Source organism: Pantoea sp. LS15 (assembly GCF_012241585.1).
In the GTDB taxonomy this organism is placed as follows: domain Bacteria; phylum Pseudomonadota; class Gammaproteobacteria; order Enterobacterales; family Enterobacteriaceae; genus Enterobacter.
Genome location: NZ_JAAVXA010000008.1, coordinates 26,213 through 49,781, shown reverse-complemented (window position 1 = coordinate 49,781; position 23,569 = coordinate 26,213). Strand labels below are relative to the sequence as shown.

Annotated in this window: 19 protein-coding genes and 1 pseudogene; 11 read left to right on the top strand and 9 right to left on the bottom strand. The window is 53.7% G+C overall.

Annotated elements, in window-relative coordinates; translation table 11 throughout:
- The first annotated feature begins 204 nt into the window (after nt 1–204).
- Together yiaJ and HED65_RS13380 are read left to right on the top strand one after the other, a co-directional pair.
- Nucleotides 205–1,023 (top strand): IclR family transcriptional regulator YiaJ, encoded by an 819-nt coding sequence (gene yiaJ / locus HED65_RS13385; protein WP_021242452.1) that lies wholly within the window; start codon nt 205–207, stop codon nt 1,021–1,023.
- Between the two features lie 3 nt (nt 1,024–1,026).
- On the top strand, nt 1,027–1,482 hold the full coding sequence (locus tag HED65_RS13380; RefSeq protein ID WP_114978937.1) for a 4Fe-4S dicluster domain-containing protein: 456 nt from the start codon (nt 1,027–1,029) through the stop codon (nt 1,480–1,482).
- A 4-nt stretch (nt 1,483–1,486) separates the two neighbouring features.
- On the opposite strand, the gene avtA is transcribed toward HED65_RS13380, so the two are convergent.
- Both avtA and HED65_RS13370 read right to left on the bottom strand, forming a co-directional pair.
- Nucleotides 1,487–2,740, bottom strand: a complete 1,254-nt coding sequence (gene avtA, locus HED65_RS13375) for a valine--pyruvate transaminase (protein ID WP_114978936.1) — start codon at nt 2,738–2,740, stop codon at nt 1,487–1,489.
- A gap of 193 nt (nt 2,741–2,933) precedes the next feature.
- Nucleotides 2,934–4,961, bottom strand: coding sequence for an alpha-amylase (locus HED65_RS13370; RefSeq protein WP_114978935.1), 2,028 nt, complete (start codon nt 4,959–4,961; stop codon nt 2,934–2,936).
- 314 nt (nt 4,962–5,275) lie between these two features.
- Between HED65_RS13370 and HED65_RS13365 the strand changes: the two genes are divergently transcribed.
- The gene (locus tag HED65_RS13365; RefSeq protein WP_032666887.1) at nt 5,276–6,100 is read left to right on the top strand and encodes a protein bax; all 825 of its coding nucleotides are present in this window, start codon (nt 5,276–5,278) and stop codon (nt 6,098–6,100) included.
- Nucleotides 6,101–6,139: 39 nt separating this feature from the next.
- On the opposite strand, the gene xylR is transcribed toward HED65_RS13365, so the two are convergent.
- The 4 genes from xylR to xylF form a co-directional block, all read right to left on the bottom strand.
- A complete protein-coding gene (xylR, locus tag HED65_RS13360; RefSeq protein WP_114978934.1) occupies nt 6,140–7,318 on the bottom strand; it encodes a D-xylose utilization transcriptional activator XylR in 1,179 nt (392 codons plus the stop codon).
- Between the two features lie 33 nt (nt 7,319–7,351).
- Complete coding sequence (xylH, locus tag HED65_RS13355; RefSeq protein ID WP_114978933.1) at nt 7,352–8,533, bottom strand: xylose ABC transporter permease XylH; 1,182 nt, start codon at nt 8,531–8,533, stop codon at nt 7,352–7,354.
- Nucleotides 8,511–10,052: a xylose ABC transporter ATP-binding protein gene (locus HED65_RS13350; protein WP_114978932.1), complete on the bottom strand. Its 1,542-nt coding sequence runs from the start codon at nt 10,050–10,052 to the stop codon at nt 8,511–8,513. Before HED65_RS13350 ends, xylH begins: the two co-directional genes overlap by 23 nt.
- A 72-nt stretch (nt 10,053–10,124) precedes the next feature.
- Entirely contained in the window at nt 10,125–11,117 is a 993-nt protein-coding gene (gene xylF / locus HED65_RS13345) for a D-xylose ABC transporter substrate-binding protein (protein ID WP_114979056.1), read from the bottom strand.
- Nucleotides 11,118–11,489: 372 nt separating this feature from the next.
- Between xylF and xylA the strand changes: the two genes are divergently transcribed.
- The 4 genes from xylA to HED65_RS13325 all read left to right on the top strand — a co-directional run bounded on the left by xylA (nt 11,490) and on the right by HED65_RS13325 (nt 15,890).
- Nucleotides 11,490–12,812: a xylose isomerase gene (gene xylA, locus HED65_RS13340; protein ID WP_114978931.1), complete on the top strand. Its 1,323-nt coding sequence runs from the start codon at nt 11,490–11,492 to the stop codon at nt 12,810–12,812.
- 60 nt (nt 12,813–12,872) lie between these two features.
- Nucleotides 12,873–14,327: a xylulokinase gene (gene xylB / locus HED65_RS13335; protein ID WP_114978930.1), complete on the top strand. Its 1,455-nt coding sequence runs from the start codon at nt 12,873–12,875 to the stop codon at nt 14,325–14,327.
- A 103-nt stretch (nt 14,328–14,430) separates the two neighbouring features.
- Complete coding sequence (locus tag HED65_RS13330) at nt 14,431–14,970, top strand: isochorismatase family protein (RefSeq protein ID WP_114978929.1); 540 nt, start codon at nt 14,431–14,433, stop codon at nt 14,968–14,970.
- Complete coding sequence (locus HED65_RS13325) at nt 14,970–15,890, top strand: GlxA family transcriptional regulator (RefSeq protein ID WP_114978928.1); 921 nt, start codon at nt 14,970–14,972, stop codon at nt 15,888–15,890. Before HED65_RS13330 ends, HED65_RS13325 begins: the two co-directional genes overlap by 1 nt.
- Here the strand turns inward: HED65_RS13325 and HED65_RS13320 are convergent.
- Entirely contained in the window at nt 15,883–16,878 is a 996-nt protein-coding gene (locus HED65_RS13320; protein ID WP_114978927.1) for an acyltransferase, read from the bottom strand. The genes HED65_RS13325 and HED65_RS13320 overlap by 8 nt on opposite strands.
- Nucleotides 16,879–17,061: 183 nt before the next feature.
- Between HED65_RS13320 and HED65_RS13315 the strand changes: the two genes are divergently transcribed.
- From HED65_RS13315 to glyS, 3 genes are all read left to right on the top strand, one after another.
- Nucleotides 17,062–17,367 carry a YsaB family lipoprotein gene (locus HED65_RS13315; RefSeq protein WP_114978926.1) on the top strand — a complete coding sequence of 102 codons (306 nt, stop codon included), beginning with the start codon at nt 17,062–17,064 and terminating at the stop codon, nt 17,365–17,367.
- Between the two features lie 160 nt (nt 17,368–17,527).
- A complete protein-coding gene (gene glyQ / locus HED65_RS13310) occupies nt 17,528–18,439 on the top strand; it encodes a glycine--tRNA ligase subunit alpha (RefSeq protein WP_003860141.1) in 912 nt (303 codons plus the stop codon).
- A 9-nt stretch (nt 18,440–18,448) separates the two neighbouring features.
- The gene (gene glyS / locus HED65_RS13305; RefSeq protein WP_114978925.1) at nt 18,449–20,518 is read left to right on the top strand and encodes a glycine--tRNA ligase subunit beta; all 2,070 of its coding nucleotides are present in this window, start codon (nt 18,449–18,451) and stop codon (nt 20,516–20,518) included.
- A 93-nt stretch (nt 20,519–20,611) separates the two neighbouring features.
- Here glyS and HED65_RS13300 read toward each other — a convergent pair whose 3' ends face one another.
- A complete protein-coding gene (locus HED65_RS13300; protein WP_353653600.1) occupies nt 20,612–20,989 on the bottom strand; it encodes a hypothetical protein in 378 nt (125 codons plus the stop codon).
- A pseudogene (locus HED65_RS22925) lies at nt 20,950–21,174 on the bottom strand (hypothetical protein); the annotation flags it as partial. The gene HED65_RS13300 and the pseudogene HED65_RS22925, both read right to left, overlap by 40 nt.
- 739 nt (nt 21,175–21,913) lie before the next feature.
- Here HED65_RS22925 and HED65_RS13290 point away from each other — a divergent pair.
- Nucleotides 21,914–23,533 (top strand): ABC-F family ATP-binding cassette domain-containing protein, encoded by a 1,620-nt coding sequence (locus HED65_RS13290; RefSeq protein WP_114978923.1) that lies wholly within the window; start codon nt 21,914–21,916, stop codon nt 23,531–23,533.
- Nucleotides 23,534–23,569: the final 36 nt, after the last annotated feature.

Here is a 23,569-nt window from a genome sequence, read left to right as displayed (position 1 = left end):
GGGGTCAGTGCGAGTGCTTTTTTATCGTTAAATTTCACTATGCGAAATCTGATTTCAAATATAACGATCAAAATTTGTCAGATCAACGACATTTATGTTTTTCAAAAATCATTAAAATCAATTGGTTGTGTTTTTTCTGTTGAGATCGTGAACTAAACCACACTTTGCGCTACCATCAGGAGCGCGATAAAAAGGAGCCATTTAATGAGCATGAAAGAGAGCGAAATGACGCAAGAAAAAGAGAGGCCAGCAGGTAGCCAGAGCTTGTTTCGCGGCCTGATGCTGATTGAGATCCTCAGCAACTATCCGAACGGGTGCCCGCTTGCGCATTTATCGGAACTGGCAGGTTTGAATAAGAGCACCGTGCACCGGTTACTTCAGGGGTTACAGTCTTGCGGGTACGTTACCCCGGCGCCTGCGGCGGGCAGTTACCGTCTGACCACCAAATTTATCGCCGTCGGGCAAAAGGCGCTGTCGTCGCTTAATATCATCCACGTGGCGGCGCCACACCTTGAAGCGCTGAATATTGCTACCGGTGAGACGGTGAACTTTTCCAGCCGGGAAGACGACCACGCGATCCTGATTTATAAACTCGAGCCGACAACCGGTATGCTGCGCACGCGTGCTTATATCGGTCAGCATATGCCGCTCTACTGCTCAGCGATGGGCAAGATCTACATGGCGTTTGGTCACCAGGACTATGTGGCGAGCTACTGGGAAAGCCATCAGGAACAGATCCAACCTTTGACCCGCAACACCATCACAGAATTGAGTGCCATGTATGATGAGCTGGCGGAAATTCGCGATCGCAGCATGGCGATGGACAAAGAAGAGAACGAGCTGGGTGTCTCCTGTATCGCCGTGCCGGTGTTTGATATTCATGGTCGCGTGCCGTATGCGATCTCCATATCGCTATCGACATCACGCATGAAGCAGGTGGGCGAGAAAAACTTGCTTAAACCACTGCGTGAAACGGCAGAGGCTATTTCAAAAGAACTGGGTTTTAACGTACGCGAGGCGTAACAGATGAACCAATTTATCATGGCGGATTCGGCAAAATGCATTGGGTGTCGTACCTGTGAAGCAGCTTGCGCGGTGTCGCATCAGGATTCCGTATCCGCACATGCCTTTACGCCACGCATTCGTGTGGTTAAAGGAGGGTCATATACCACGGCTGTTGGCTGCCACCAGTGCGAAGATGCACCCTGCGCCAATGTCTGCCCAACCCATGCCATTCGCCGCACTGCGGGAGCCTGGCTCGTGGAGCAGACGCGCTGTATTGGATGCAAAAGCTGTATGCTGGCGTGCCCGTTTGGGGCGATGCAGGTTCGGCTGGAGGGAAATAAGGCGCACGCGCTGAAGTGTGATTTGTGCATGCATCGCGAAGGCGGACCTGCCTGTGTGGAGGCCTGTCCAACCCACGCGTTGCGCTGTGTTGATCCCGCCAGATTACGTACGGAACGACAGCATCATCTGGCGTAAAACCTTAACCCTCTTCGCGCCAGGCTTTTTCGATTTCTTCGGCCAGAATTTTGACACCCGCTTCGATTTTTTCCGGATCGGGCACATAGTTCATGCGCATGCACTGGTGTGTATGCGGCCACGGTTTATCCAGGCCTGGGAAGAAGTAATCGCCCGGTACCATTAACACGCCGCGCTTCTTCAGGCGTTGATAGAGCAGTTCGGTGGTGATGGGCAGATCCTTAAACCACAGCCACAGGAAAATCGCCCCTTCAGGTTTGTGGATCAGGCAGCGTTCTTCCGGTAAATAGCGGCGAAGTGTCGCAATTGTCTCCTGAACACGCTGGTAATAGAACGGCTTAATCACCTCATTGGACAGACGCAGCAGGTCGTTGCGCTTAATCATTTCGCACATCATCGCCGGGCCGATACCGCCCGGTGAAAGGCTGATAATGCCGTTCATGTTGGTAATGGCGGTGATGATTTTTTCATTCGCGATGATAATGCCGCAGCGGCTACCCGGCAGGCCCAGCTTAGAGAGGCTCATGCACAGGACAATGTTCGGGTTCCACAGCGGACGTGCTTCGCTGAAGATAATGCCCGGGAACGGTACGCCGTAGGCGTTATCGATCACCAGCGGAATGCCGTGTTGATTCGCCAGCGCATCCAGTTTCATCAGTTCGTCATCGGTGATCACGTTGCCCGTCGGGTTCGTCGGACGTGATACGCAGATCATGCCCGTCTCTTCACCAATATGCAGGTGTTCAAAATCGACGTGATATTTGAACTGGCCTTCCGGCAGCAGCTCGATATTCGGGCGCGCGGAGACGAACAGATCCTCTTCCAGGCCGGAATCGGCGTAGCCGATATACTCCGGTGCCAGCGGGAACAACACCTTTTTGGTGGTGCCGTCGGCGCGACGTCCTGCGAACAGGTTAAACAAGTAGAAAAACGCGCTCTGGCTGCCGTTTGTCAGTGCAATATTCTGTGGTTCGATATCCCAGCCTAGCTCTTCACGCAGCATTTCGGCGAGGAGTGCCAGCAGTTCGGTTTTACCCTGCGGGCCGTCGTAGTTGCAAAGCGCATCGGTTGCTTTGCCGCTTTCCAGCATCTGAGCGAGCAGCGTCTGGAAATAGGTATTCATCTCCGGTATTTGAGCCGGGTTTCCGCCGCCGAGCATGATTGCGCCCGGTGTGCGCAGCCCGTCGTTGAGATCCTCCATCAGGCGAGTAATGCCTGAATGGCGGGTGAATTTGTCGCCGAAAAGTGAAAACGTCATAGCAGGTGATCTGTCGAGCTTATTTTGAAAGTGGGTAACCATAACGCTAGCACCGTGCTGGTGCAAATCGGGTGGTGTGGTCGGATTTGTTGTTTTATGTGGCGGGAATTGATTTGTGTAGTGAATAGTTCTGTTGATTTTCCCCTCACCCTAACCCTCTCCCAACGGGAGAGGGAACAGGAGTGAACCGTTATTAATTACCTGCCCATACTACCATCACCTTATCGCCATTATGCTCGCGCACGAAGCCATATCCCTCTTTCAGCGACAGCGTGGTTTGTTTGCCTTCACCAATCGCCGGATGGCGCGCGCGGAACTGACCCAGCGTTTGCCAGTGGGTGACGGTTAAAGCCTGCTTGCCCGTGACGTCCTGCCAGTTCATATCTGACCGGGTGCCCTGCAGCGGGTCGGAGCCTGTCGGCCCGAATGGACGTTCAGATTCATCCCCATAATAGATTTGTACGCTACCCGGCGCTAACAAGAGCAGTTCAGCTGCGCGTTGACCTCCTTCGCGGAACAGGCGCGTGTCATGCGAAGAGAGATAGCTCAGGACGTTGAAACTTTGCAATTTTTCCGCCATCTGCTGCCAGGTGAGGTCGATATCTGCCAGACAGTTCACTGCTTTTGCCGCTTGCTCCTGATAATCAAAGTTAATCATCGCATCGAAACCATGGCGGTAATAATCGCTCTGCATGACGCCGTGGCCCCAGGATTCCCCGGTCATCCAGAATGGTGCATTGTCGAGCTTTTTATCCGGGTGAGCACCTTTCCAGGCAGCCAGCGCCTGGCTGGCCTGGTCTTTCAGCTGTTGCCAGGCCGCCAGCTCAACGTGTTTGGCTGTATCAACCCGGAAACCATCAATGCCGTAGTCACGCACCCATTGGCTGAGCCAGTGGGTCAGATAATTACGCGGGGTATACCCGGGTATGGCTTTCGCATGGGTATCAGGCTTGTGTTGATAGAAATTAGGCAACCCGGAAGGTGTGGTGGATTCCGTTTTCAGGTCGGGTAAGAACGCCAGTGACATGGTTAAATCATCGAAGCCGGGGTTGTCGTAATCACCGATATCAGTGCGGATCCACTTTTTCCCCCACCATTTTTCCCACGCGGCTTTGTCGCTAAAGTTGATGTAGTCGTTAAAGCTGTGCCAGCTTTGGCCTGCGCCCGGCTTCCAGTCCGTCCAGCGTTCTCCCAGCGTCTTTTTCAGCTCATCACCCTGCAGATACAAGGCACCAAACTGATACTCCTGCATGTCCGCAAGCGTCGCGTAGCCCGTGTGGTTCATGACGATATCGAACAGGATACGAATGCCACGTTTATGCGCTTCATCGACCAGATGACGTAAATCATCTTCGGTACCCATGTTGGCGTCGAGCTTCGTCCAGTCCTGAGTGTAATAGCCGTGATAGGCATAATGAGGGAAATCACCTTTGGTGCCACCGCCGACCCAACCGTGGATCTGCTCAAGCGGGGAACTTATCCAGAGCGCATTCACACCCAGTTGCTGTAAATAATCGAGCTTGCTGGCGAGCCCCTTGAGATCTCCACCGTGGAAAGTACCAATCTCCTGCATGCCGTCTTTGTGACGGCCATAGCTGTTGTCGTTGCTCGGGTCACCATTCACAAAACGGTCAGTGAGCACGAAATAGACGGTGGCATTTTGCCAGCTAAACGGCGCAGGTTTGTCGGTTTCGGCGCGCTCAAGCAGCAGCAGACCGTTGCTGTTAGCGGCCGGTTGCAGAGTGATTTTTCCATTTTGTACCGTCGCTGTCTGTTTACTGTAGTAGTCGCGCACGACGGAACCTTCCGGGAAGGTATGGCTGACCTCGAGTGTCAGCGGTTTACCGTCCCACTTCGGGCACTGGCGGATAACATTGGTAACTGGCTGTTCTGTGGCACTCTGGATGGTTAGCAGCAGGGTGGGCGTGCCGGATCGAGTATCAATCCGCATCTGGTATTCACCGTCGCGGAAAAGACGCCACTGCGGCGGCGTGCCGTCACAGGGTTTGAGCGACAGCATCTCGTTGAGTTTTATCGCATCGGTTGGCTGCCAGCACGTCTTGTCAAAACTTAGTGTAAGAGGACGCGTACCCTTCGCGAGCTTTGTCTGGCTGGTGAAAATCCCGGTGCCTTCGGTGTTAAATGCAGTAAACCCCGGTGATGACCAGCCTGCATGTGCCAGTGCGGGTAACATCAGAAAGGCTATTGCGGTGCGTTTCATTCCATTTTCCTGTCGCGGCATTTTTGACCAGTGTGCCATCAGGTTGTGGGTAAAAACTCATCCCTTATCGCTTTCTGCCAGGAGGACGCGAGAGGATGAGTGATCTCGCGCAAAATTAAGCAGTTATCTGCGATACCGCACACATTTTTTCGGGAATGGTGTTTTTGTGAGCAAGTTTTAGATGACATAGTTTCGGAATTGGACTATTTCTATACGTGCTCTTGAAGTCTATTTTTGATATGATTTGAGATTCCGCTCTCAAATTTGTGAAAAAAATAAGGTGTTAGGATGATTACATCCGACCAGGAGACCTAATGATATCGACTCCCATTCGACGATATGGGGCTGCGATACTCATGTTACTCACCACGGCATTTTCGGGTGAGGTGCTTGCGAAGACGCACACGGATACAACGAGTAAGAAAGCCCACGTTATAAAGACGACAAGTAGTAAGGTTAGCAGTAAACAAGAGTATTCTCGCAATAGTGCAAAGAGTAGTTCACTTCCTGATTTGCGAAAATACCCTTCCGGAACACCAAGGAAAAAAGCGTTTCTCCGGACGGTAATGCCTTACATCACGAGTCAAAATGCCGCGATTACTGCGGATCGTAACTGGCTGATTTCCAAACAGTACGATAGCCGCTGGTCGCCGTCTGAACGCGCGCGTCTGAAAGATATCACGAAGCGCTACAAGCTGAGCTGGAACGGTAACACGCGTCGTGTGCCGTGGAATTCTCTGCTGGAGCGCGTGGATATCATCCCGAATAGCATGGTTGCGACCATGGCGGCAGCCGAAAGCGGCTGGGGCACGTCAAAGCTGGCGCGTAGCAACAACAACCTTTTCGGCATGAAATGTGTGAAAGGTCGTTGTAACAATGCACCTGGTAAGGTGAAAGGCTATTCGCAGTTTGAATCCGTGAAGGATTCCGTGAGTGCCTACGTGGTGAATCTGAACACGCATCCGGCCTACTCATCGTTCCGTAAATCACGCGCACAGCTGCGTAAAGCGGATCAGGAAGTGACGGCCACGACGATGATCCACAAGCTGAAAGGTTATTCGACGAAGGGACAGAGCTATAACAACTATCTGTTCGCCATGTACCAGGATAACCAGCGCTTAATCGCCGCCCATATGTAATCTCAAAAAAACGCCTTCCACTGGAAGGCGTTTTCTTTTCTATATCAGCACCTCACTGTAGCGATCCCGGTACTCTTTTGGCGTGGTGTCATACTCTTTGCGAAACACTGAATAGAAATATTGCAGCGACGGGTAGCCGCACATCTGCGAGATTTCGTTGATCGACAGTGATGTGGAGATGAGCAGGCTGCGTGCTTTCTCCAGCTTCTCCGCATGGATGACAGCATGAATGGTTTCACCCACTTCTTCTTTGAAGCGCTTCTCCAGATTCGAACGCGAAATACCCACGGAGTCCAGCACCTGATCGACCTTAATCCCTTTGCAGGCGTGGTTGCGAATATAGTGCATGGCCTGAATGACGGCCGGGTCGCTTAAGGAGCGATAGTCGGTTGAGCGGCGTTCTACGACGCGGACAGGAGGCACGAGCAACCGCTGAAGCGACAGGGATTCTTTATCCAGCAGGCGATGCAGTAACTTCGCTGCCTGATAGCCCATCTGACGCGTCCCTTGTGCAACCGAGGAGAGCGCCACGCGAGACAGATAGCGGGTAAGTTCTTCGTTATCAATGCCAATCACGCACAGTTTTTCCGGCACCGGGATGTGCAAATGTTCGCAGACCTGCAAAACGTGGCGTGCGCGGGCGTCCGTGACGGCAATAATCCCGGTTTGCGGTGGCAGCGTTTGCAGCCAGTCAGCCAGACGGTTTTGCGCGTGCTGCCAGTTTTCAGGGGCGGTTTCCAGCCCCTGATACACTACGCCACGATACTTCTCCTGCGCGACCAACTGGCAAAACGCGTGTTCACGTTCAGCGGCCCAGCGCTTGCCGCTGGTGGCGGGTAAGCCATAAAACGCGAAGCGATGGACACCTTTCTCTTTTAAATGGAGAAACGCAGCCTCGACCAGGGCATGGTTATCGGTGGCAATATAGTGAACCGGCGGATAGTGTTCGGGGGAATGGTAAGAGCCGCCGACGCCCACTATCGGGACGTCGACGTCTGTCAGCAGTTGCTCAATGACGGGATCGTCATAGTCCGCGATAACGCCATCGCCCAGCCAGTCTTTGATGTTCTCCAGACGGGTACGAAAATCTTCCTCAATAAAGATATCCCATTCGGATTGCGACGCCTGCAAATATTCACCAACCCCTTCAACAACCTGACGGTCGTAGGCTTTGTTGGCATTGAATAACAACGTAATGCGGTGACGCTTTTCGAACATGGCTCTCTTCCCAATTAAGTCATAATACTGTTATCAGGCCCGTCGTTTGGTTGCCGAGTCCATCCAGACGGCGAGTAAAAGAATGGCTCCCTTGACGATATACTGCCAAAACGTCGGGACGTCCATCATACTCATCCCGTTATCCAGCGAAGCCATAATAAATGCGCCCATCACGGCCCCCGCCACGCTACCGATACCACCTGCGAGGCTAGTACCACCAATGACGCAGGCGGCGATAGCATCCAGTTCTGCGATGTTACCGGCGGAGGGAGAACCAGCCCCCAGACGTGAGCTGAGAATCAACCCGGCGATAGCAACCATCAGACCGTTAATGGCGAAGACCGCGAGTTTGGTTCGCTCGACATTGATCCCGGAGAGGCGGGCTGCTTCAAGATTGCCGCCGATGGCATAAATACGGCGGCCAAACGCGGTACGCGTGGCCATAAACATGCCACCCAGCAGTAACAGTGCCAGCAGCAATACAGGTGTCGGGACACCGCGATAGTCATTCAGAAGCCAGATTGCACCCAGCACAATAACCGCCGTAAGGGCCTGACGCCCCACCACGGACGTTGATGCAGGAGAAGCCAGCCCCAGCGCCTGACGGCGCATGCGGCCACGCCACTGCCACGCGACAAACGCCAGCAAACCTACCACGCCAATCGTAAAGCCCACGCTATCGGAGAGGTAACTCTGACCAATCTGCGACATCGCCGCGCTGGTGGGGGAGACGGTGGTGCCGTTGGTAATACCGATTAAGACCCCACGGAAGGCCAACATCCCTGCCAGAGTGACAATGAACGACGGGACTTTACGGTAGGCAACCCACCAGCCGTTCCAGGCACCGAGCACAAGTCCCAGCACCAGCGTCACCGCAACGGTCAATGGCAGCGGCCAGCCAAGCCAGACGTCAAAAATTGCCGCCACGCCTCCGAGCAACCCCATCATCGAACCTACTGACAGATCGATCTCCGCTGAGATAATCACGAACACCATGCCCACAGCCAGAATGCCAGTGATGGCCGTCTGACGCAGCAGGTTAGAGACGTTACGCGCACTTAAGTACGACCCATCCGTCATCCACGTGAAGAACAACATGATGACGATAATCGCCGCGATCATCACGAAAACTTGCAGATTCAGCGCTTTTAGCCCCGCAAATGATCCGGGCGTCGGAACCGCGACTTTGATATCAGACGGATTGCTTTTCGACATGACGTTCGCTCCTTAAAGCGGCTTCCATCACCTGCTCCTGCGTCAGGTTCTGGTTAATCAGGTTGGCTTTCAGTTTTCCCTCGTGCATCACCAGCACGCGGTCACTCAGACCGAGCACTTCGGGTAATTCAGACGAGATGACAATGACGGCAATCCCTTGCTGTACAAGCTGATTAATCAGTTTGTAGATTTCATATTTGGCACCGATATCAATCCCGCGCGTTGGCTCATCAAGGATTAATATGCGTGGATTGAGAAGCAGGCAGCGCGCCAGAATTGCTTTCTGCTGGTTTCCCCCGCTCAGACGACCAATGGCCAGTTCCGGAGAGGATGTTTTTACCTTCAGTCGGGCGAGCGACTGGAGAATACACTGCTGCTCAGCGGCATCATCCAGGCTGCTCAGGGCACCGGAGAACTGATCAAGAGCTGCAAGGGTGATGTTTTTACCCACTGCCATGACCGGTACGATACCGTCTTTTTTGCGGTCTTCCGGCACCATGGCAATGCCACGGGCAATGGCCTGTTGGCAGTTGTCGATTTTCACCGGCTGACCGTCGATATAAATAGTGCCCTCCCAACGTCCTGGCCACACGCCAAACAGACACTGGACGGCTTCGGTGCGCCCGGCACCGACGAGACCCGCAATACCGAGGATTTCGCCGCTATGAAGTGAAAACGAGATGTTATTCACCCGCTTGATGTGGCGGTTTACGGGGTGCCATGCGGTCAGGTTTTCCACCCGTAACACTTCATCACCTCTTGTGTGAGGCTCACTCGGATAGAGCGCCGTCAGCTCGCGTCCCACCATCATGGTGATGATGTCATCTTCACTCATGCCAGCCGCTTCGTGCGTGCCGATGTGTTGCCCGTCGCGGATCACGCAGATGGTGTCAGAAATGGCTTTGACCTCATTCAGCTTGTGCGAAATGTAGATGCAGGCGATACCGTGGTTTTGCAGATCGCGGATGATATCGAGCAGTACCGCCGTTTCCTGTTCGGTGAGCGACGCCGTTGGTTCATCAAGGATCAGCAGCCTGACCTGTTTATTCAGTGCTTTCGCTATTTCGACCAACTGCTGCTGCCCCAGGCCAAGATCGCCCACGCGAGTATTTGGTGAAATGCTGAGGCTCACCTGCGCCAGCAGCTTTTCACAGCGCAGCGTCATGGTGTCGTAGTCCAGCACGCCGTGGCGGGAAATCTCAGCCCCAAGGAAAATGTTCTCCAGCACGGTGAGATGCTTCACCAGTGCCAGCTCCTGGTGGATGATGGCGATGCCTTTACGTTCGGTATCGCGAATGTGTGTCGCCTGGATGACTTCACCGGCAAAGACAATTTCACCTTCGTAGCTGCCGTACGGGTAGATTCCGCACAACACTTTCATCAATGTTGATTTGCCCGAACCGTTTTCACCACACAGCGAAACTACTTCGCCGGGGTTCAGCCGGAGACTCACGTTGTCGACGGCTTTCACCGTACCGAAGCGCTTAGTGATGCTTTTCATTTCAAGTAAATAAGACATAACTGCTCCACGTAACCCGAGGGAAGAACAGTACAACGTAATGCGCCCCTGCAGAGCAGGGGCCGCGCCGGATTACAGTTCGCTCTTCTTGTGGAAACCGTCTTTAATGACAGTGGCGTCAATGTTCTCTTTATTGACTTCAATGGGGGTGAGCAGGCGAGCCGGAACATCTTTCAGCCCGTTATTCAGCGTCGCGTCTGCTTTAGGCTGCTTACCATTACCCAGTTCTACGGCGATTTCCGCAGCCGTATTGGCAAGCTGGGTAATGGGTTTGTAGACCGTCATCGTTTGGGTGCCTGCGATAATGCGTTTTACACCGGCCAGATCGGCATCCTGGCCCGATATCGCGACTTTACCGGCCAGCCCCTGGGCGCTCAGTGCCTGGATAGCACCGCCTGCGGTGGCATCGTTGGAGGCCACAACCGCATCAATTTTGTTATTGTTGGCGGTCAGTGCGTTTTCCATAATTTTCAGCGCGTTTTCTGGCAGCCAGCCGTCGGCCCATTGATCGCCAACTACTTTGATTTTCCCATTGTCGATGTACGGCTTAAGGACTTTCATTTGCCCTTCGCGGAACAGTTTCGCGTTGTTATCCACCGGAGAACCGCCCATCAGGAAATAATTGCCCTGAGGTACCTTGTCGATCAGGCTTTGCGCTTGTAATTCACCGACTTTTTCATTGTCGAAAGAAATATAATAATCAATGTCCGCATTATTAATCATACGGTCATAAGCCAGGACTTTTATGCCTTCTTGTTTAGCTTCTTTCACCACGTTACTTAATACCTGGCCGTTATAGGGGATAATGACCAGGACATCAACGCCACGGTTGATCATATTCTCAATTTGCGACATTTGCGTTTCTTCATTGCCGTTAGCCGACTGAACAAACACGCTTGCACCGAGTGATTCTGCTTTTTTAACAAAAATATCGCGATCTTTTTGCCAGCGCTCCAGACGCAGATCGTCAATCGCCATACCGATTTTCACCTCCTTCGCATGTCCGGTAAAACTGGCCAGGAGGAGCGTTGTGCATAGAGTAAGGGTCAGGTTCTTTATCTTCATAATTATTAGGCCTTTTTGTAGGGGTATGTGTTGCTGAGATAAAAGAAACATTCACTACTGAGACGCAGCAAATTCTTAACGGGGAAAGGCGGGCTGGCAATTACAGATTTTTATCTTCTCATTATGATATTTGGTTTATTTCTGAATTTATGACCGCGATCGGATTTTAAAATACGTAACGTCTTAATTGCATTTGATTCTGGAATGCGCACCGAAAAATAGTTTGCTTGCGCATTATTTTGCGAGCCAGTGCACAGTTGTGCATTCTCTCAATAGCAGTGTGAAATAACGTAATTGAGCAACCCAAAATGTCTATTCACTATTACTCCTGTATCTATGACTCACCGCATACCCCTGATTATGGAGCTCAATATGCAAGCTTATTTCGACCAACTCGATCGTGTTCGTTACGAAGGCCCAAAAACGACCAATCCTTTAGCATTTCGTCACTACAACCCGGATGAGCTGGTACTGGGTAAGCGCATGGAAGATCATCTGCGCTTTGCCGCCTGTTACTGGCATACCTTCTGCTGGAATGGCGCCGATATGTTCGGTGTGGGTTCCTTTGACCGCCCGTGGCAGCAGCCTGGTGAGGCCATCGAGCTGGCGAAGCGCAAAGCCGATGTGGCATTTGAATTCTTCCACAAGCTAAATGCGCCGTACTACTGCTTCCATGACGTGGACGTGTCGCCGGAAGGCGCGTCGCTGAAAGAGTACCTGAACAATTTTGCGCAGATGGTGGATGTGCTGGCGGCGAAACAGCAGCAAAGCGGTGTGAAGCTACTGTGGGGCACCGCAAACTGCTTCACCAATCCACGCTACGGTGCGGGCGCGGCAACCAATCCGGATCCGGAAGTGTTTAGCTGGGCGGCTACGCAGGTTGTGACGGCAATGAACGCCACGCATCAGTTGGGTGGTGAGAACTATGTTCTGTGGGGCGGTCGTGAAGGTTATGAAACCCTGCTCAACACCGATCTGCGCCAGGAACGCGAGCAGATTGGCCGCTTTATGCAGATGGTTGTCGAGCATAAGCACAAAATAGGTTTCCGCGGCACGCTGCTGATTGAACCAAAACCGCAGGAACCGACGAAGCACCAGTATGACTACGATGTGGCGACCGTGTACGGCTTCCTGAAGCAGTTCGGCCTGGAAAAAGAGATTAAAGTTAACATTGAAGCCAACCATGCCACCCTGGCGGGTCACTCTTTCCATCACGAGATTGCCTCTGCTATTGCGCTGGGTATCTTCGGTTCTGTCGATGCTAACCGGGGCGATGCACAGCTGGGCTGGGATACAGACCAGTTCCCGAACAGCGTGGAAGAGAATGCGCTGGTGATGTATGAAATCATCAAAGCGGGTGGTTTCACCACGGGGGGGCTGAACTTTGACGCCAAAGTGCGTCGTCAGAGTACCGATAAATACGATCTGTTCTATGGCCACATTGGCGCGATGGACACGATGGCGCTGGCGCTGAAAGTGGCCGCTCGTATGATTGAAGACGGTGAGCTGGATAAACGCGTGGCGAAGCGTTACAGCGGCTGGAACAGTGAACTGGGCCAGCAAATTTTGAAAGGTCAGTTATCACTTGCGGAAATCGCGAAGTACGCTGAACAACATCAACTGGCACCGCAGCACCAGAGTGGACACCAGGAGTTGCTGGAAAATCTGGTCAATCACTACCTGTTCGATAAATAACAGCATCCAGGCCCGGTAAGCACAGCGCCACCGGGCATTTTCACTTAAGGAATCCACTATATGTACATCGGGATCGATCTTGGCACATCGGGTGTGAAAGCCATCCTGTTAAGCGAGCAGGGCGACGTGTTAGCAACGCAGACGGAAACGCTGCAGGTTTCACGTCCGCATCCGCTGTGGTCGGAACAGGATCCGGAGCAGTGGTGGCAGGCGACGGATCGCGCAATCAAAGCCTTAGGTGAGCAACACAGTCTTCGTGACGTGAAAGCACTCGGGATTGCCGGACAAATGCACGGCGCTACGCTGCTCGATAGCCAGCATCGTGTGCTTCGTCCTGCGATCCTCTGGAACGATGGCCGCTGTGCAGAAGAGTGTGCGCTTCTTGAGGCGAGTGTTCCTGACTCTCGTGAGATTACCGGCAACCTGATGATGCCTGGTTTTACTGCGCCCAAATTACTGTGGGTACAGCGTCATGAACCTGAGATTTTCCGTCAGGTGGCGAAAGTCCTGCTGCCGAAAGACTATCTGCGTTTTCGCATGACGGGCGATTTCGCCAGCGATATGTCGGATGCCGCCGGCACCATGTGGCTCGACGTGGCGAAACGCGACTGGAGCGAGACGATGCTGGATGCCTGCCATCTGACCCGTGAACATATGCCTGCGCTGTATGAAGGTTGTGAGGTGACAGGCACACTGCTGCCCACCGTTGCTGAACGCTGGAATATGCCTGCCGTACCGGTGGTGGCTGGTGGCGGCGATAACGCGGCTGGCGCTGTCGGTGTCGGCATGGTTGAAGCGGGGCAGGCGATGCTGTCGCTGGGAACCTCCGGCGTCTATTTTGCCGTCAGCGACGGATATCGCAGCAATCCTGAAAGTGCGGTACACAGTTTCTGTCATGCCCTTCCGGGGAAATGGCATTTGATGTCGGTCATGCTCAGTGCAGCATCCTGCCTGGACTGGGCGGCGAAGCTGACCGGCATGGCTGACGTTCCGGCGCTTATTTCTGCAGCTCAGCAGGCGGATGACGCTGCGGGTACCGTCTGGTTTTTACCGTATCTTTCCGGCGAGCGTACGCCGCACAACAACCCGGAAGCGAAAGGGGTGTTCTTTGGTTTAACCCATCAGCATGGCCCGGCAGAACTGGCCCGTGCGGTTCTGGAAGGCGTGGGTTATGCGCTGGCTGACGGAATGGACGTGGTGCATGACTGCGGCCTGAAACCGACGAGCGTCACCCTGATTGGCGGCGGTGCGCGAAGCCCTTACTGGCGACAGATGCTGGCGGATATCAGTGGATTGCAGCTGGATTTTCGCACCGGTGGTGATGTCGGCCCCGCGCTTGGTGCCGCGCGTCTGGCGCAGATAGCCATTCATCCGGAACAACCGCTTTCGCAACTGTTACCACAGCTTACGCTTGAACAGGCGCATCTGCCTGATGCGGTGCGCCATGCGCGGTACGCGGAAAGGCGCGACGTGTTCCGCAAAATCTATCAGCAGTTGCTACCACTGATGTCGTAAATACGCTTGTCCGACAGAGGCACGAGGATGTCCTTTTTTGGTCTGTGCGTGCCTTACTTTCCTTGCCAGTATGGTAATACACCCACTGGCGAGGAGATCTCTCATGTCACGCATTGCCTTACTCAACATTGATACGCAGCAGTCATTCCATCATCGTAATTACTGGCAGGAGGACGACATTCCTGCCTTTCAGCAGGCGATGCTGGGGCTGATTGAAGGCTGCCAGGCACGCAATATTTCGGTCGTTGATATCTTTCATGTCGATGAAGATGGCCCTTTCACCCTACAGAGCGGCTATGTCAAACCGATGGCCTTTTTACGTCATCAACCTGATGTGGTTTTCCAGAAACATGTCCATAATGCTTTCACGGATACCGGGCTTGACCGCTGGTTGCGCGAGCGTGATATCAACCAGCTTATTATCTGCGGCATTCGCACTGAACAATGCTGTGAAACCACTGCACGCGTGGCATCCGATCTGGGTTATGCTGTGACCATTGTTAGCGAGGCAACGCTTACATTTCCAATGACCTACAAGGGAATTACCCTTAGCGCAGCGGAAATTCGTCATCGTACTGAGACGGTGCTGTCCGGGCGTTTTGCCAAGATTAAAACAGTAGCGGAGACGCTGGAGTCATTGTAATGCACATCGACGTCTGGTTCGTGATGTTGCCCGGGGTGCTGTCATTAGATATGACGGGACCGGCGGAGAGCTTTGTGCTGGCAGGCGACGCGTTTCACCTGCATTACATTGGCCCGCAACCGGAGGTGCCGACGTCGATAGGTCTGACGATGAGTGGCATTCAGCCCTTGCCGGAAAGCCTGCCTCCAGGCAGCCTGCTGGTCCTGCCGGGAGTGAGCGACTCCCGCTGTCAATTCTCAACGCCACAGGCGCAGCAGATCCAGCACTGGTTGATGCGCCTGCAGCCGCAGATCCAACGCCAGGATATTACCGTGATGTGCGTCTGTTCAGGGGCGTTGCTGGCAGCAAAATCAGGCCTGCTGAATCACCGTCAGTGTACAACCCATCATGATGTTATTAACCGTTTACGCACTGCGGCTCCCACGGCGACGATTAAAGAAAACCGGATATTTGTGCAGGATGAGAATATCTGGACCAGCGCAGGGATCACCTCTGGCATCGATCTGGCACTGCATATGATTAACCGCCTGTGCGGCCCGGAAAAGGCGCTGGCCGTGGCACGTGAGATGGTGGTCTGGTTCCGCCGTTCCGGAGATGACCCCCAGTTATCCCCGTGGTTGCGCTACCGCAATCATCTTCATCCGGCCATCCATCGTGCACAGGATGCACTCACCGCCGAGACGCAAAAAACATGGAATTTGCCTGAGATCGCCGCCGTGGCGCATGTCAGTCCACGTCATCTAACCCGGCTTTTTCAGTCGCATTTAGGGATTAGCGTTCGCGATTATCTGGAGCAGTTGCGTCTGGCGGTGGCGGAGCAGTGGTTGTTGCAGGGGCGCGGTGTGGAGCAGGCTTCACTGGCGGCAGGGTTTTCCTCCCCGCGCCAGTACCATCGTGCCCGTCAGCGAGGGGCTAACTAACGAAACGCCGCGTGTCTATTTTTTGCAGCAGCATCGACAGCAGCAGGCTGACAACCAGCGTGGCGGCAAAAATCCAGATAATATCCAGCACCGGCCAGCTTTTCAGCTCAACGCCCCTCGTCCGTAGCGCGTGGATGATCAGCGCGTGAAAACCATAAATCCCCAGAGAATGCCGCGAGATAACGCTCAGCATAGGCAGGGGACGTGTATTCAGGGTATTTTTGGCTAGCGTGAGCAGCGATACGGCACAGATAAAGACCATTGGTCCGCAATACAGGTACCAGGTATCGGCAAAATTTCCACGCCACTGCAACTCATGCAGCGTCCCGCGCGAAATAACGATGACGCCAGTGACAAACAACACCCCACATAGCCAGTTAAGACCGCGTTTTTGCGTGTCTATCATCCCGATGGCGCGCCCCAGCATGCCGTACAGCACGTAGTAAAAAGTATCGCCGCTGATATAGAGGTTGACCGGTAACCACTCAAATCCGTCGATTTTCTGGGAGACTGTATTCGGGTTCGCGATAATGCCAATCACCACCATCAGAGCCAGAAGCATTTTGCCGCTGACGTTTTTCACCTGAATGAGCGGAGAGACCAGATAGATAACGATTATGGCGAAGAAGAACCACAGGTGGTAGAACACCGGTTTTTGCAGCACGTATTTCAGCGATAACCCGGCATTAATGGAAGTGAACAGGGTGATATAGAGCAAGGCAACGGCGCTGTAGAACCCCAGACAGGCAGCGATGCGGATGAAGTGCTTCGGTTGCGCGCTGCGCTCGCCAAAAAAGAGAAAGCCGGAAATCATAAAAAACAGCGGCACACTGACGCGTGACGCAGAGTTGAGAATATTGGCAATATCCCAGTTAACGGGGCTGATGCTGTGGGCATTCGTGACATACCAGGTCGTCGTGTGGATCATGACGACCATCAGACACGCGATTCCTCTCAGGTTATCAATCCAGTTAATTTTTGACTGCATCAGTTCCTCGTTTTCCCTGTAAATTGAGTGTGACTACCATTGTCCAAAAGTCTTCGTCTGGAAAATTCTGAGTTTTATTCATCAGACTTGTCGGGAGACCGCGAGATTCGCAGAATGCCGGACCATAATCTATAAAAGCTTTGATACTAAAAATAACAGCCACTGACCAGGGCGGTAATAAAAATGATGATGAAGCGTGTGGCGTCACTCTTTCTGCTGTTCATACTGGCAGGGTGCAGTGCGCCACAGGAAGCCCCCGTGCAAAAAGCGCAGCAGGGGAAAATAAGCCCGGAACGTTCGCTGAATATGGAACAGCTCTGTAAGGGACAGGCGGCCCGGCGCTATAACTCGGACGTTCAGCAAATTGATGTCACCGGGTTTGAGCGCTTTCAGGGAAGTTACGAGCTGAGGGGTTATACATCCCGTAAAGAAGGCTTTATCTGCTCATTTGATGCGGACGGCCAGTTTTTACACCTCTCCATGCGTTAGCCTGCTCGTATAATCAACAGCCAGACGCCATCAGCGCTCTGGCTGGACGTCTTATTTCCCAATTTTCCCTAAACAAACCCGTTTCATACTGTATATCTTGCAGCCAGCGGGTATACTGGTCCCTTCCATTTAAAACCACACGTATCCAGCACGAAATACTATGCAAAAGTTTGATACCAAGACCTTCCAGGGCCTGATCCTGACCTTACAGGATTACTGGGCTCGTCAGGGCTGTACCATTGTTCAACCTTTGGACATGGAAGTCGGCGCAGGCACTTCACACCCGATGACCAGCCTACGCGCGTTGGGGCCAGAGCCAATGGCGACCGCGTATGTGCAGCCTTCCCGTCGTCCGACCGATGGTCGCTACGGTGAGAACCCGAACCGTCTGCAGCATTACTATCAGTTCCAGGTGGTGATTAAGCCATCACCAGACAATATTCAGGAACTGTACCTCGGGTCACTGAAAGAGCTGGGTATGGATCCAACCATTCACGACATTCGTTTCGTGGAAGACAACTGGGAAAACCCAACGCTGGGTGCCTGGGGTCTGGGTTGGGAAGTGTGGCTGAACGGAATGGAAGTGACCCAGTTCACTTACTTCCAGCAGGTTGGTGGTCTGGAATGTAAGCCGATCACCGGTGAAATCACTTACGGTCTGGAACGTCTGGCCATGTATATTCAGGGCGTAGACAGCGTTTACGACCTGGTCTGGAGCGACGGCCCGCTGGGTAAAACCACCTACGGCGACGTGTTCCATCAGAACGAAGTGGAGCAATCCACCTATAACTTCGAATACGCGGACGTGGACTTCCTGTTCACCTGCTTCGAGCAGTACGAGAAAGAAGCGCAGCAGCTGCTGGCGCTGGAGACTCCGCTGCCGCTGCCTGCTTACGAGCGTATTCTGAAGGCCGCCCACAGCTTCAACCTGCTGGACGCCCGCAAAGCCATCTCCGTGACTGAACGTCAGCGCTACATTCTGCGTATTCGTACCCTGACCAAAGCCGTTGCAGAAGCTTACTATGCGTCCCGTGAAGCCCTTGGCTTCCCGATGTGCAATCGAAACAAATAAGAGGCGGCCATGTCTGAGAAAACTTTCCTGGTGGAAATCGGCACTGAAGAGCTGCCACCAAAAGCCCTGCGCAGCCTGGCTGAATCTTTTGCTGCGAACGTGACCGCCGAGCTGGATAACGCTGGCCTGGCACACGGTAAAATTGAATGGTTTGCTGCACCGCGTCGTCTGGCGCTGAAAGTGGCAAATCTGGCGGCGTCTCAGCCGGATCGCGAAGTCGAAAAACGTGGCCCGGCAATTGCCCAGGCGTTTGACGCCGAAGGTAAACCGAGTAAAGCGGCTGAAGGCTGGGCACGTGGTTGCGGTATCACCGTTGAGCAGGCTGAGCGTCTGACCACCGATAAAGGCGAGTGGCTGCTGTATCGCGCACATGTGAAAGGCGAAAGCGCGGAAGCGCTGCTGCCGGAGATGATTGCGACTTCACTGGCTAAGCTGCCAATTCCTAAGCTGATGCGCTGGGGCGCGTCTGACGTACACTTCGTGCGTCCGGTGCACACAGTGACCCTGCTGCTGGGCGATACGGTTATTCCTGCCACCATTCTGGGTGTAGCGTCCGACCGTGTGATCCGTGGCCACCGCTTTATGGGCGAGGCTGAATTCACCATCGACAACGCCGATCAGTACCCAGAGATCCTGCTGGAACGCGGTAAAGTCATTGCTGACTACGAACAGCGTAAAGCAAAAATCAAAGCGGACGCAGAAGAGGCGGCACGCAAGATTGGCGGTAATGCCGATCTGAGCGACAGTCTGCTGGAAGAAGTGACCTCACTGGTAGAATGGCCGGTTGTACTGACCGCGAAGTTTGAAGAAAAATTCCTGGCTGTTCCGGCTGAAGCACTGGTGTACACCATGAAGGGTGACCAGAAGTACTTCCCGGTTTATGCCAACGACGGCAAACTGCTGCCAAACTTCATCTTCGTTGCCAATATCGAATCCAAAGATCCGATCCAGATTATCTCTGGTAACGAAAAAGTGGTTCGTCCACGTCTGGCGGATGCGGAGTTCTTCTTCAACACCGACCGTAAAAAGCGTCTGGAAGACAATCTGCCGCGCCTGCAAACCGTGCTGTTCCAGCAACAGTTGGGTACGCTGCGTGACAAAACTGACCGTATCGCGGAGCTTTCTGGCTGGATCGCACGTGAAATTGGTGCGGACGTAAACCACGCCACTCGTGCTGGCCTGCTGTCCAAGTGTGACCTGATGACCAACATGGTGTTCGAATTTACCGACACCCAGGGTGTGATGGGGATGCACTACGCGCGTCACGATGGCGAAGCGGAAGATGTGGCGGTTGCCCTGAACGAGCAGTATCAGCCGCGCTTTGCGGGTGACGAACTGCCATCTAATCCGGTGGCTTGTGCTGTCGCGATTGCCGATAAGATGGACACCCTGGCGGGTATCTTCGGCATTGGTCAGCATCCGAAAGGCGATAAAGACCCGTTCGCGCTGCGTCGTGCTGCGCTGGGCGTGCTGCGTATCATCGTTGAGAAGAACCTGAACCTGGATCTGCAGACCCTGACTGAAGAAGCGGTGCGTCTGTATGGTGACAAGCTGACCAACGCGAAAGTCGTGGATGATGTGATCGACTTTATGCTCGGTCGTTTCCGCGCCTGGTATCAGGACGAAGGCTACACCGTCGATACCATTCAGGCGGTACTGGCGCGTCGTCCAACTCGTCCGGCAGATTTCGATGCACGTATGAAGGCGGTTTCCCACTTCCGTACGCTGGAAGCGGCATCAGCCCTGGCGGCGGCCAACAAGCGTGTATCCAACATTCTGGCGAAGTCTGATGAAACGCTGAACGAGCGCGTGAATGCCGCGACCCTGAAAGAGCCGGAAGAGATCGCTCTGGCAATGCAGGTTGTGGTGCTGCGTGACAAGCTCGAGCCGTTCTTCGCTGAAGGTCGCTACCAGGAAGCGCTGGTAGAACTGGCGGAACTGCGTGACGTGATCGACGCCTTCTTCGAGAAAGTGATGGTGAACGTAGAAGATAAAGAACTGCGTATCAACCGTCTCTCTATGCTCGAAAAACTGCGTGAGCTGTTCCTGCGCGTGGCGGATATTTCGCTGCTGCAGTAATGTGCCCGTTGTTACAAATGCTAAAAACCCGCTTCGGCGGGTTTTTTTATGGGGCTTTTGTAGGCCGGATAAGCGCAGCGTCAACCGGCAGGTTTAGCCGATCACGACTGTGCCTTCGTCCGTCTGCAGCCAGCGCGGTGCCTTCAGTGTATCGGCAAAGTAGCTGACCAGTTCGCACAGCAAATCTTCTATCACGATTTCAGATTGTCGTGGCAGTGAGCTGTTCATCAGCAACTGCGTAATCTCCTGACAGTAGCGCCCCAGCTGATCGCATTCGGGTTCGAAAGCTGGAACGCGTGACGGGAGTTCCTTCACGGTCAGGCTGGCTTTTAAAGCGTCCGGAACAGGATCCAAAAGCGTGGGTTGCAGAAGATTCAGACAGGCATAGAGTCTGCCGTAAAGCGCCATTTTTGGAGCGGGATCTTCGCAATCTACCAGTGCGTCGGTAAAACGTTCGCAGTTATCCGCCAGTTCGGTGAAGTCGGTCGCGTGGTTGAAGGGCAGAGTGAATAAAGAATGAGCGTGGGTTGGGGTAGTAGCCATATTGGCAGCCTCCGATAAGTGATAAAGCTTCCACCACGGGAAATGCTAATTTCGCTGGTGGTGGACTGAACAGAGTTAGCATTACCGGCCTTATCGGATACCGGCGCATCTTTCGATGCCCCTGCTCAGCCCACCATTGAGATGTAGCAAAGCATGCTGCACAAAATGTGCCGCCGATAAGATAAGCCAGGATGCTAAACCCGGCACCTGATTTTGCAGGTGCAAAGAGAACTTACTGCTCATCAAAACAGGCGGCAACAGATTTGAGCTATGTTGCTGAGGATATTACCATTTCTGGAAAGAGGCTCGCAAAATTACCGCAATGAGAAGCATACTGCGGGCAGAGGTCTTACAGCGACGCCATGGTCCGGCTGTAAATCGCTGAGGCGTTTCCTGTAGGCCGGGGCGAGGCGCATGGATGCGCCGAGAGGGCGGGCTTTACAGGGATGTTACCTCCGCCCGTCCCCGATAAGCCTGAAGGAATAAGCCGAAGGTACCGCGTAGCGACGATTTACCGCCGGGAGCCCGGGTCGCCAGGGTGGTGGCGACTGAGCCACCCTGGCACGTTCACCGGTTATGTCGTTACAGAGTAGCAAGGAACATAAAGTGAACGGAATAACCTCCACAGCCGTATGTTCCCCCTCACCCTAGCCCTCTCCCAAAGGGAGAGGGAGTATAAATAGTCCAAAATTTAACCTTGAAATGGTCAACACATTACCGCTATTCTTATCCCGTTAACTTTCTCGCGCTGGAGCGCCCCCCTAAAATGAACAAACACGACTGATGAATTTCGATCCTTGCTAAACGCCACCGCGTCGGCAGAGGATGTTTTGATTTCATTCAGGAGTGCTTATGGCTCATTTTGCGCAGTCCCCTTCTTTTATTTTGCATCAGGTCACCTGTCAGTTTGCGACGGGCGATACCCTTTTTGGTCCGCTGAATTTTTCTCTGGAACCGTCTCTTTGCGCGCTGGTTGGCCGGAACGGCAGCGGGAAAACGCGTCTGCTGCGCTTGCTTGCAGGGCTTGATGAGCCTGCTAGCGGGCATATCGAACGCACAGGAACACACGTCTATGTGGCTCAGCAGCAGGATATTTTGCCGCACACTACTCTGGCTGAGCTGCTCGGATACGAGGCAATCTTCGCGGCGCGGTCGCGTATCGACAGCGGGGACTATCAGTCTGAAGATCTGGAAATGCTCGACGGGAACTGGGATTTAGCAGAACGCCTGAGCGAGGCGTTTATCCATGCGAAACTGCCACCGTTTGACCCCGATAAAATGGCCAGCGAATTCAGTGGCGGTGAGCGCATTCGCGCCCTGCTGTGCGGCGCATTTACGGCACAAGCAGATTATCTGTTGCTGGACGAGCCCACCAACCATCTTGATCGACAAGGCCGGAGGTGGTTTTACGACCAGCTTGCCTGCTATCAGGGTGGTGTGCTGGTGGCCTCCCACGATCGCGAACTGCTGGATAAGGTGCCACGTATTCTTGAACTGAGCGCTTCTGGTTTGCGCAGCTACGGCGGGAACTACGCGGGCTATACCCATCAGCGAGATTTCGAACAGCAGGCGGCTCGTGCGGCGCTGGAACATGCAGCGACGGAGCGAAAACGCACCCGAGCGCGCATGCAAAAAGAGCATGACGACAGCCAGCGGCGTTCAGCAAAGACATTGCGGACCGTTGATACTCTCAATATCGCCTCGTTTGAACGCATCAAATACAAAATGGCGGCAAAAGAGCGTATTGGTTCTTGGAAAAAACAGCACAGCGATCAAAATGAAGCGCTGAATGCGGCGGTAAACAAGGCTCGCGAACGGGTTGAAGCGGATAATCCGGTGATGTTTACCTTGCCTGGAAGCCAGATCCCCGAAGGGAAGCAGGTGCTGGTTCTGGAGGATTTGGTGTTGCCGCATGTGAATATCCCACCGCTTAACTGGCGAATGGCCGGGCCGATGCGCGTGGCGTTAAAGGGACCGAACGGCTGCGGAAAGTCGACACTGTTAAAAACGATCCTCGGTGAAAATGCCCCACGTTCGGGTGCCTGCAAGGTATCTGTAAGTTGTGCTTATCTCGACCAGCATCTGTCTCAGCTTGATCTTTCACAGTCGGTCATGACGCATCTCAATCTGGCTAATACACCGCTGGATGAGGGCGTTATACGAACCCGTTTAGCCCAGCTTCAACTGGGTGCCGACAAGGTCACGCTCCCGCTGGTGGAGTTGAGCGGCGGTGAGCGTCTTAAGGCTGCCCTGGCCTGCGTATTGTGGCGTGCGGAGGCCACGCAGCTCCTGCTGCTGGATGAACCGACCAATCATCTGGATCTGGCATCAGTCCAGGCAATTGAATCGGCACTGGTGGGTTTCCCCGGAGCTCTGCTGGTGGTGTCACACGATGAGGCATTTTTAAGGGGGTTAACGTTGACGCATGAACTGGTGTGGGAAGAGGAGGGGTGGCGCTGTGAAAGTCTTTAAACACAAGCCCCCGCACAGGCGGGGGCATTCGAACGT

Coding starts and splice junctions, on each gene's coding strand:
- HED65_RS13330 (WP_114978929.1), top strand. CDS start 14,431: ATGTCACGCATTGCCTTACTCAACATTGATACGCAGCAGTCATTCCAT.
- xylH (WP_114978933.1), bottom strand. CDS start 8,533: ATGTCGAAAAGCAATCCGTCTGATATCAAAGTCGCGGTTCCGACGCCC.
- HED65_RS13350 (WP_114978932.1), bottom strand. CDS start 10,052: ATGTCTTATTTACTTGAAATGAAAAGCATCACTAAGCGCTTCGGTACG.
- HED65_RS13370 (WP_114978935.1), bottom strand. CDS start 4,961: ATGAAACGCACCGCAATAGCCTTTCTGATGTTACCCGCACTGGCACAT.
- yiaJ (WP_021242452.1), top strand. CDS start 205: ATGAGCATGAAAGAGAGCGAAATGACGCAAGAAAAAGAGAGGCCAGCA.
- HED65_RS13290 (WP_114978923.1), top strand. CDS start 21,914: ATGGCTCATTTTGCGCAGTCCCCTTCTTTTATTTTGCATCAGGTCACC.
- HED65_RS13320 (WP_114978927.1), bottom strand. CDS start 16,878: ATGCAGTCAAAAATTAACTGGATTGATAACCTGAGAGGAATCGCGTGT.
- HED65_RS13365 (WP_032666887.1), top strand. CDS start 5,276: ATGATATCGACTCCCATTCGACGATATGGGGCTGCGATACTCATGTTA.
- HED65_RS13315 (WP_114978926.1), top strand. CDS start 17,062: ATGATGATGAAGCGTGTGGCGTCACTCTTTCTGCTGTTCATACTGGCA.
- xylB (WP_114978930.1), top strand. CDS start 12,873: ATGTACATCGGGATCGATCTTGGCACATCGGGTGTGAAAGCCATCCTG.
- avtA (WP_114978936.1), bottom strand. CDS start 2,740: ATGACGTTTTCACTTTTCGGCGACAAATTCACCCGCCATTCAGGCATT.
- HED65_RS13325 (WP_114978928.1), top strand. CDS start 14,970: ATGCACATCGACGTCTGGTTCGTGATGTTGCCCGGGGTGCTGTCATTA.
- xylR (WP_114978934.1), bottom strand. CDS start 7,318: ATGTTCGAAAAGCGTCACCGCATTACGTTGTTATTCAATGCCAACAAA.
- HED65_RS13380 (WP_114978937.1), top strand. CDS start 1,027: ATGAACCAATTTATCATGGCGGATTCGGCAAAATGCATTGGGTGTCGT.
- xylF (WP_114979056.1), bottom strand. CDS start 11,117: ATGAAGATAAAGAACCTGACCCTTACTCTATGCACAACGCTCCTCCTG.
- xylA (WP_114978931.1), top strand. CDS start 11,490: ATGCAAGCTTATTTCGACCAACTCGATCGTGTTCGTTACGAAGGCCCA.
- glyS (WP_114978925.1), top strand. CDS start 18,449: ATGTCTGAGAAAACTTTCCTGGTGGAAATCGGCACTGAAGAGCTGCCA.
- glyQ (WP_003860141.1), top strand. CDS start 17,528: ATGCAAAAGTTTGATACCAAGACCTTCCAGGGCCTGATCCTGACCTTA.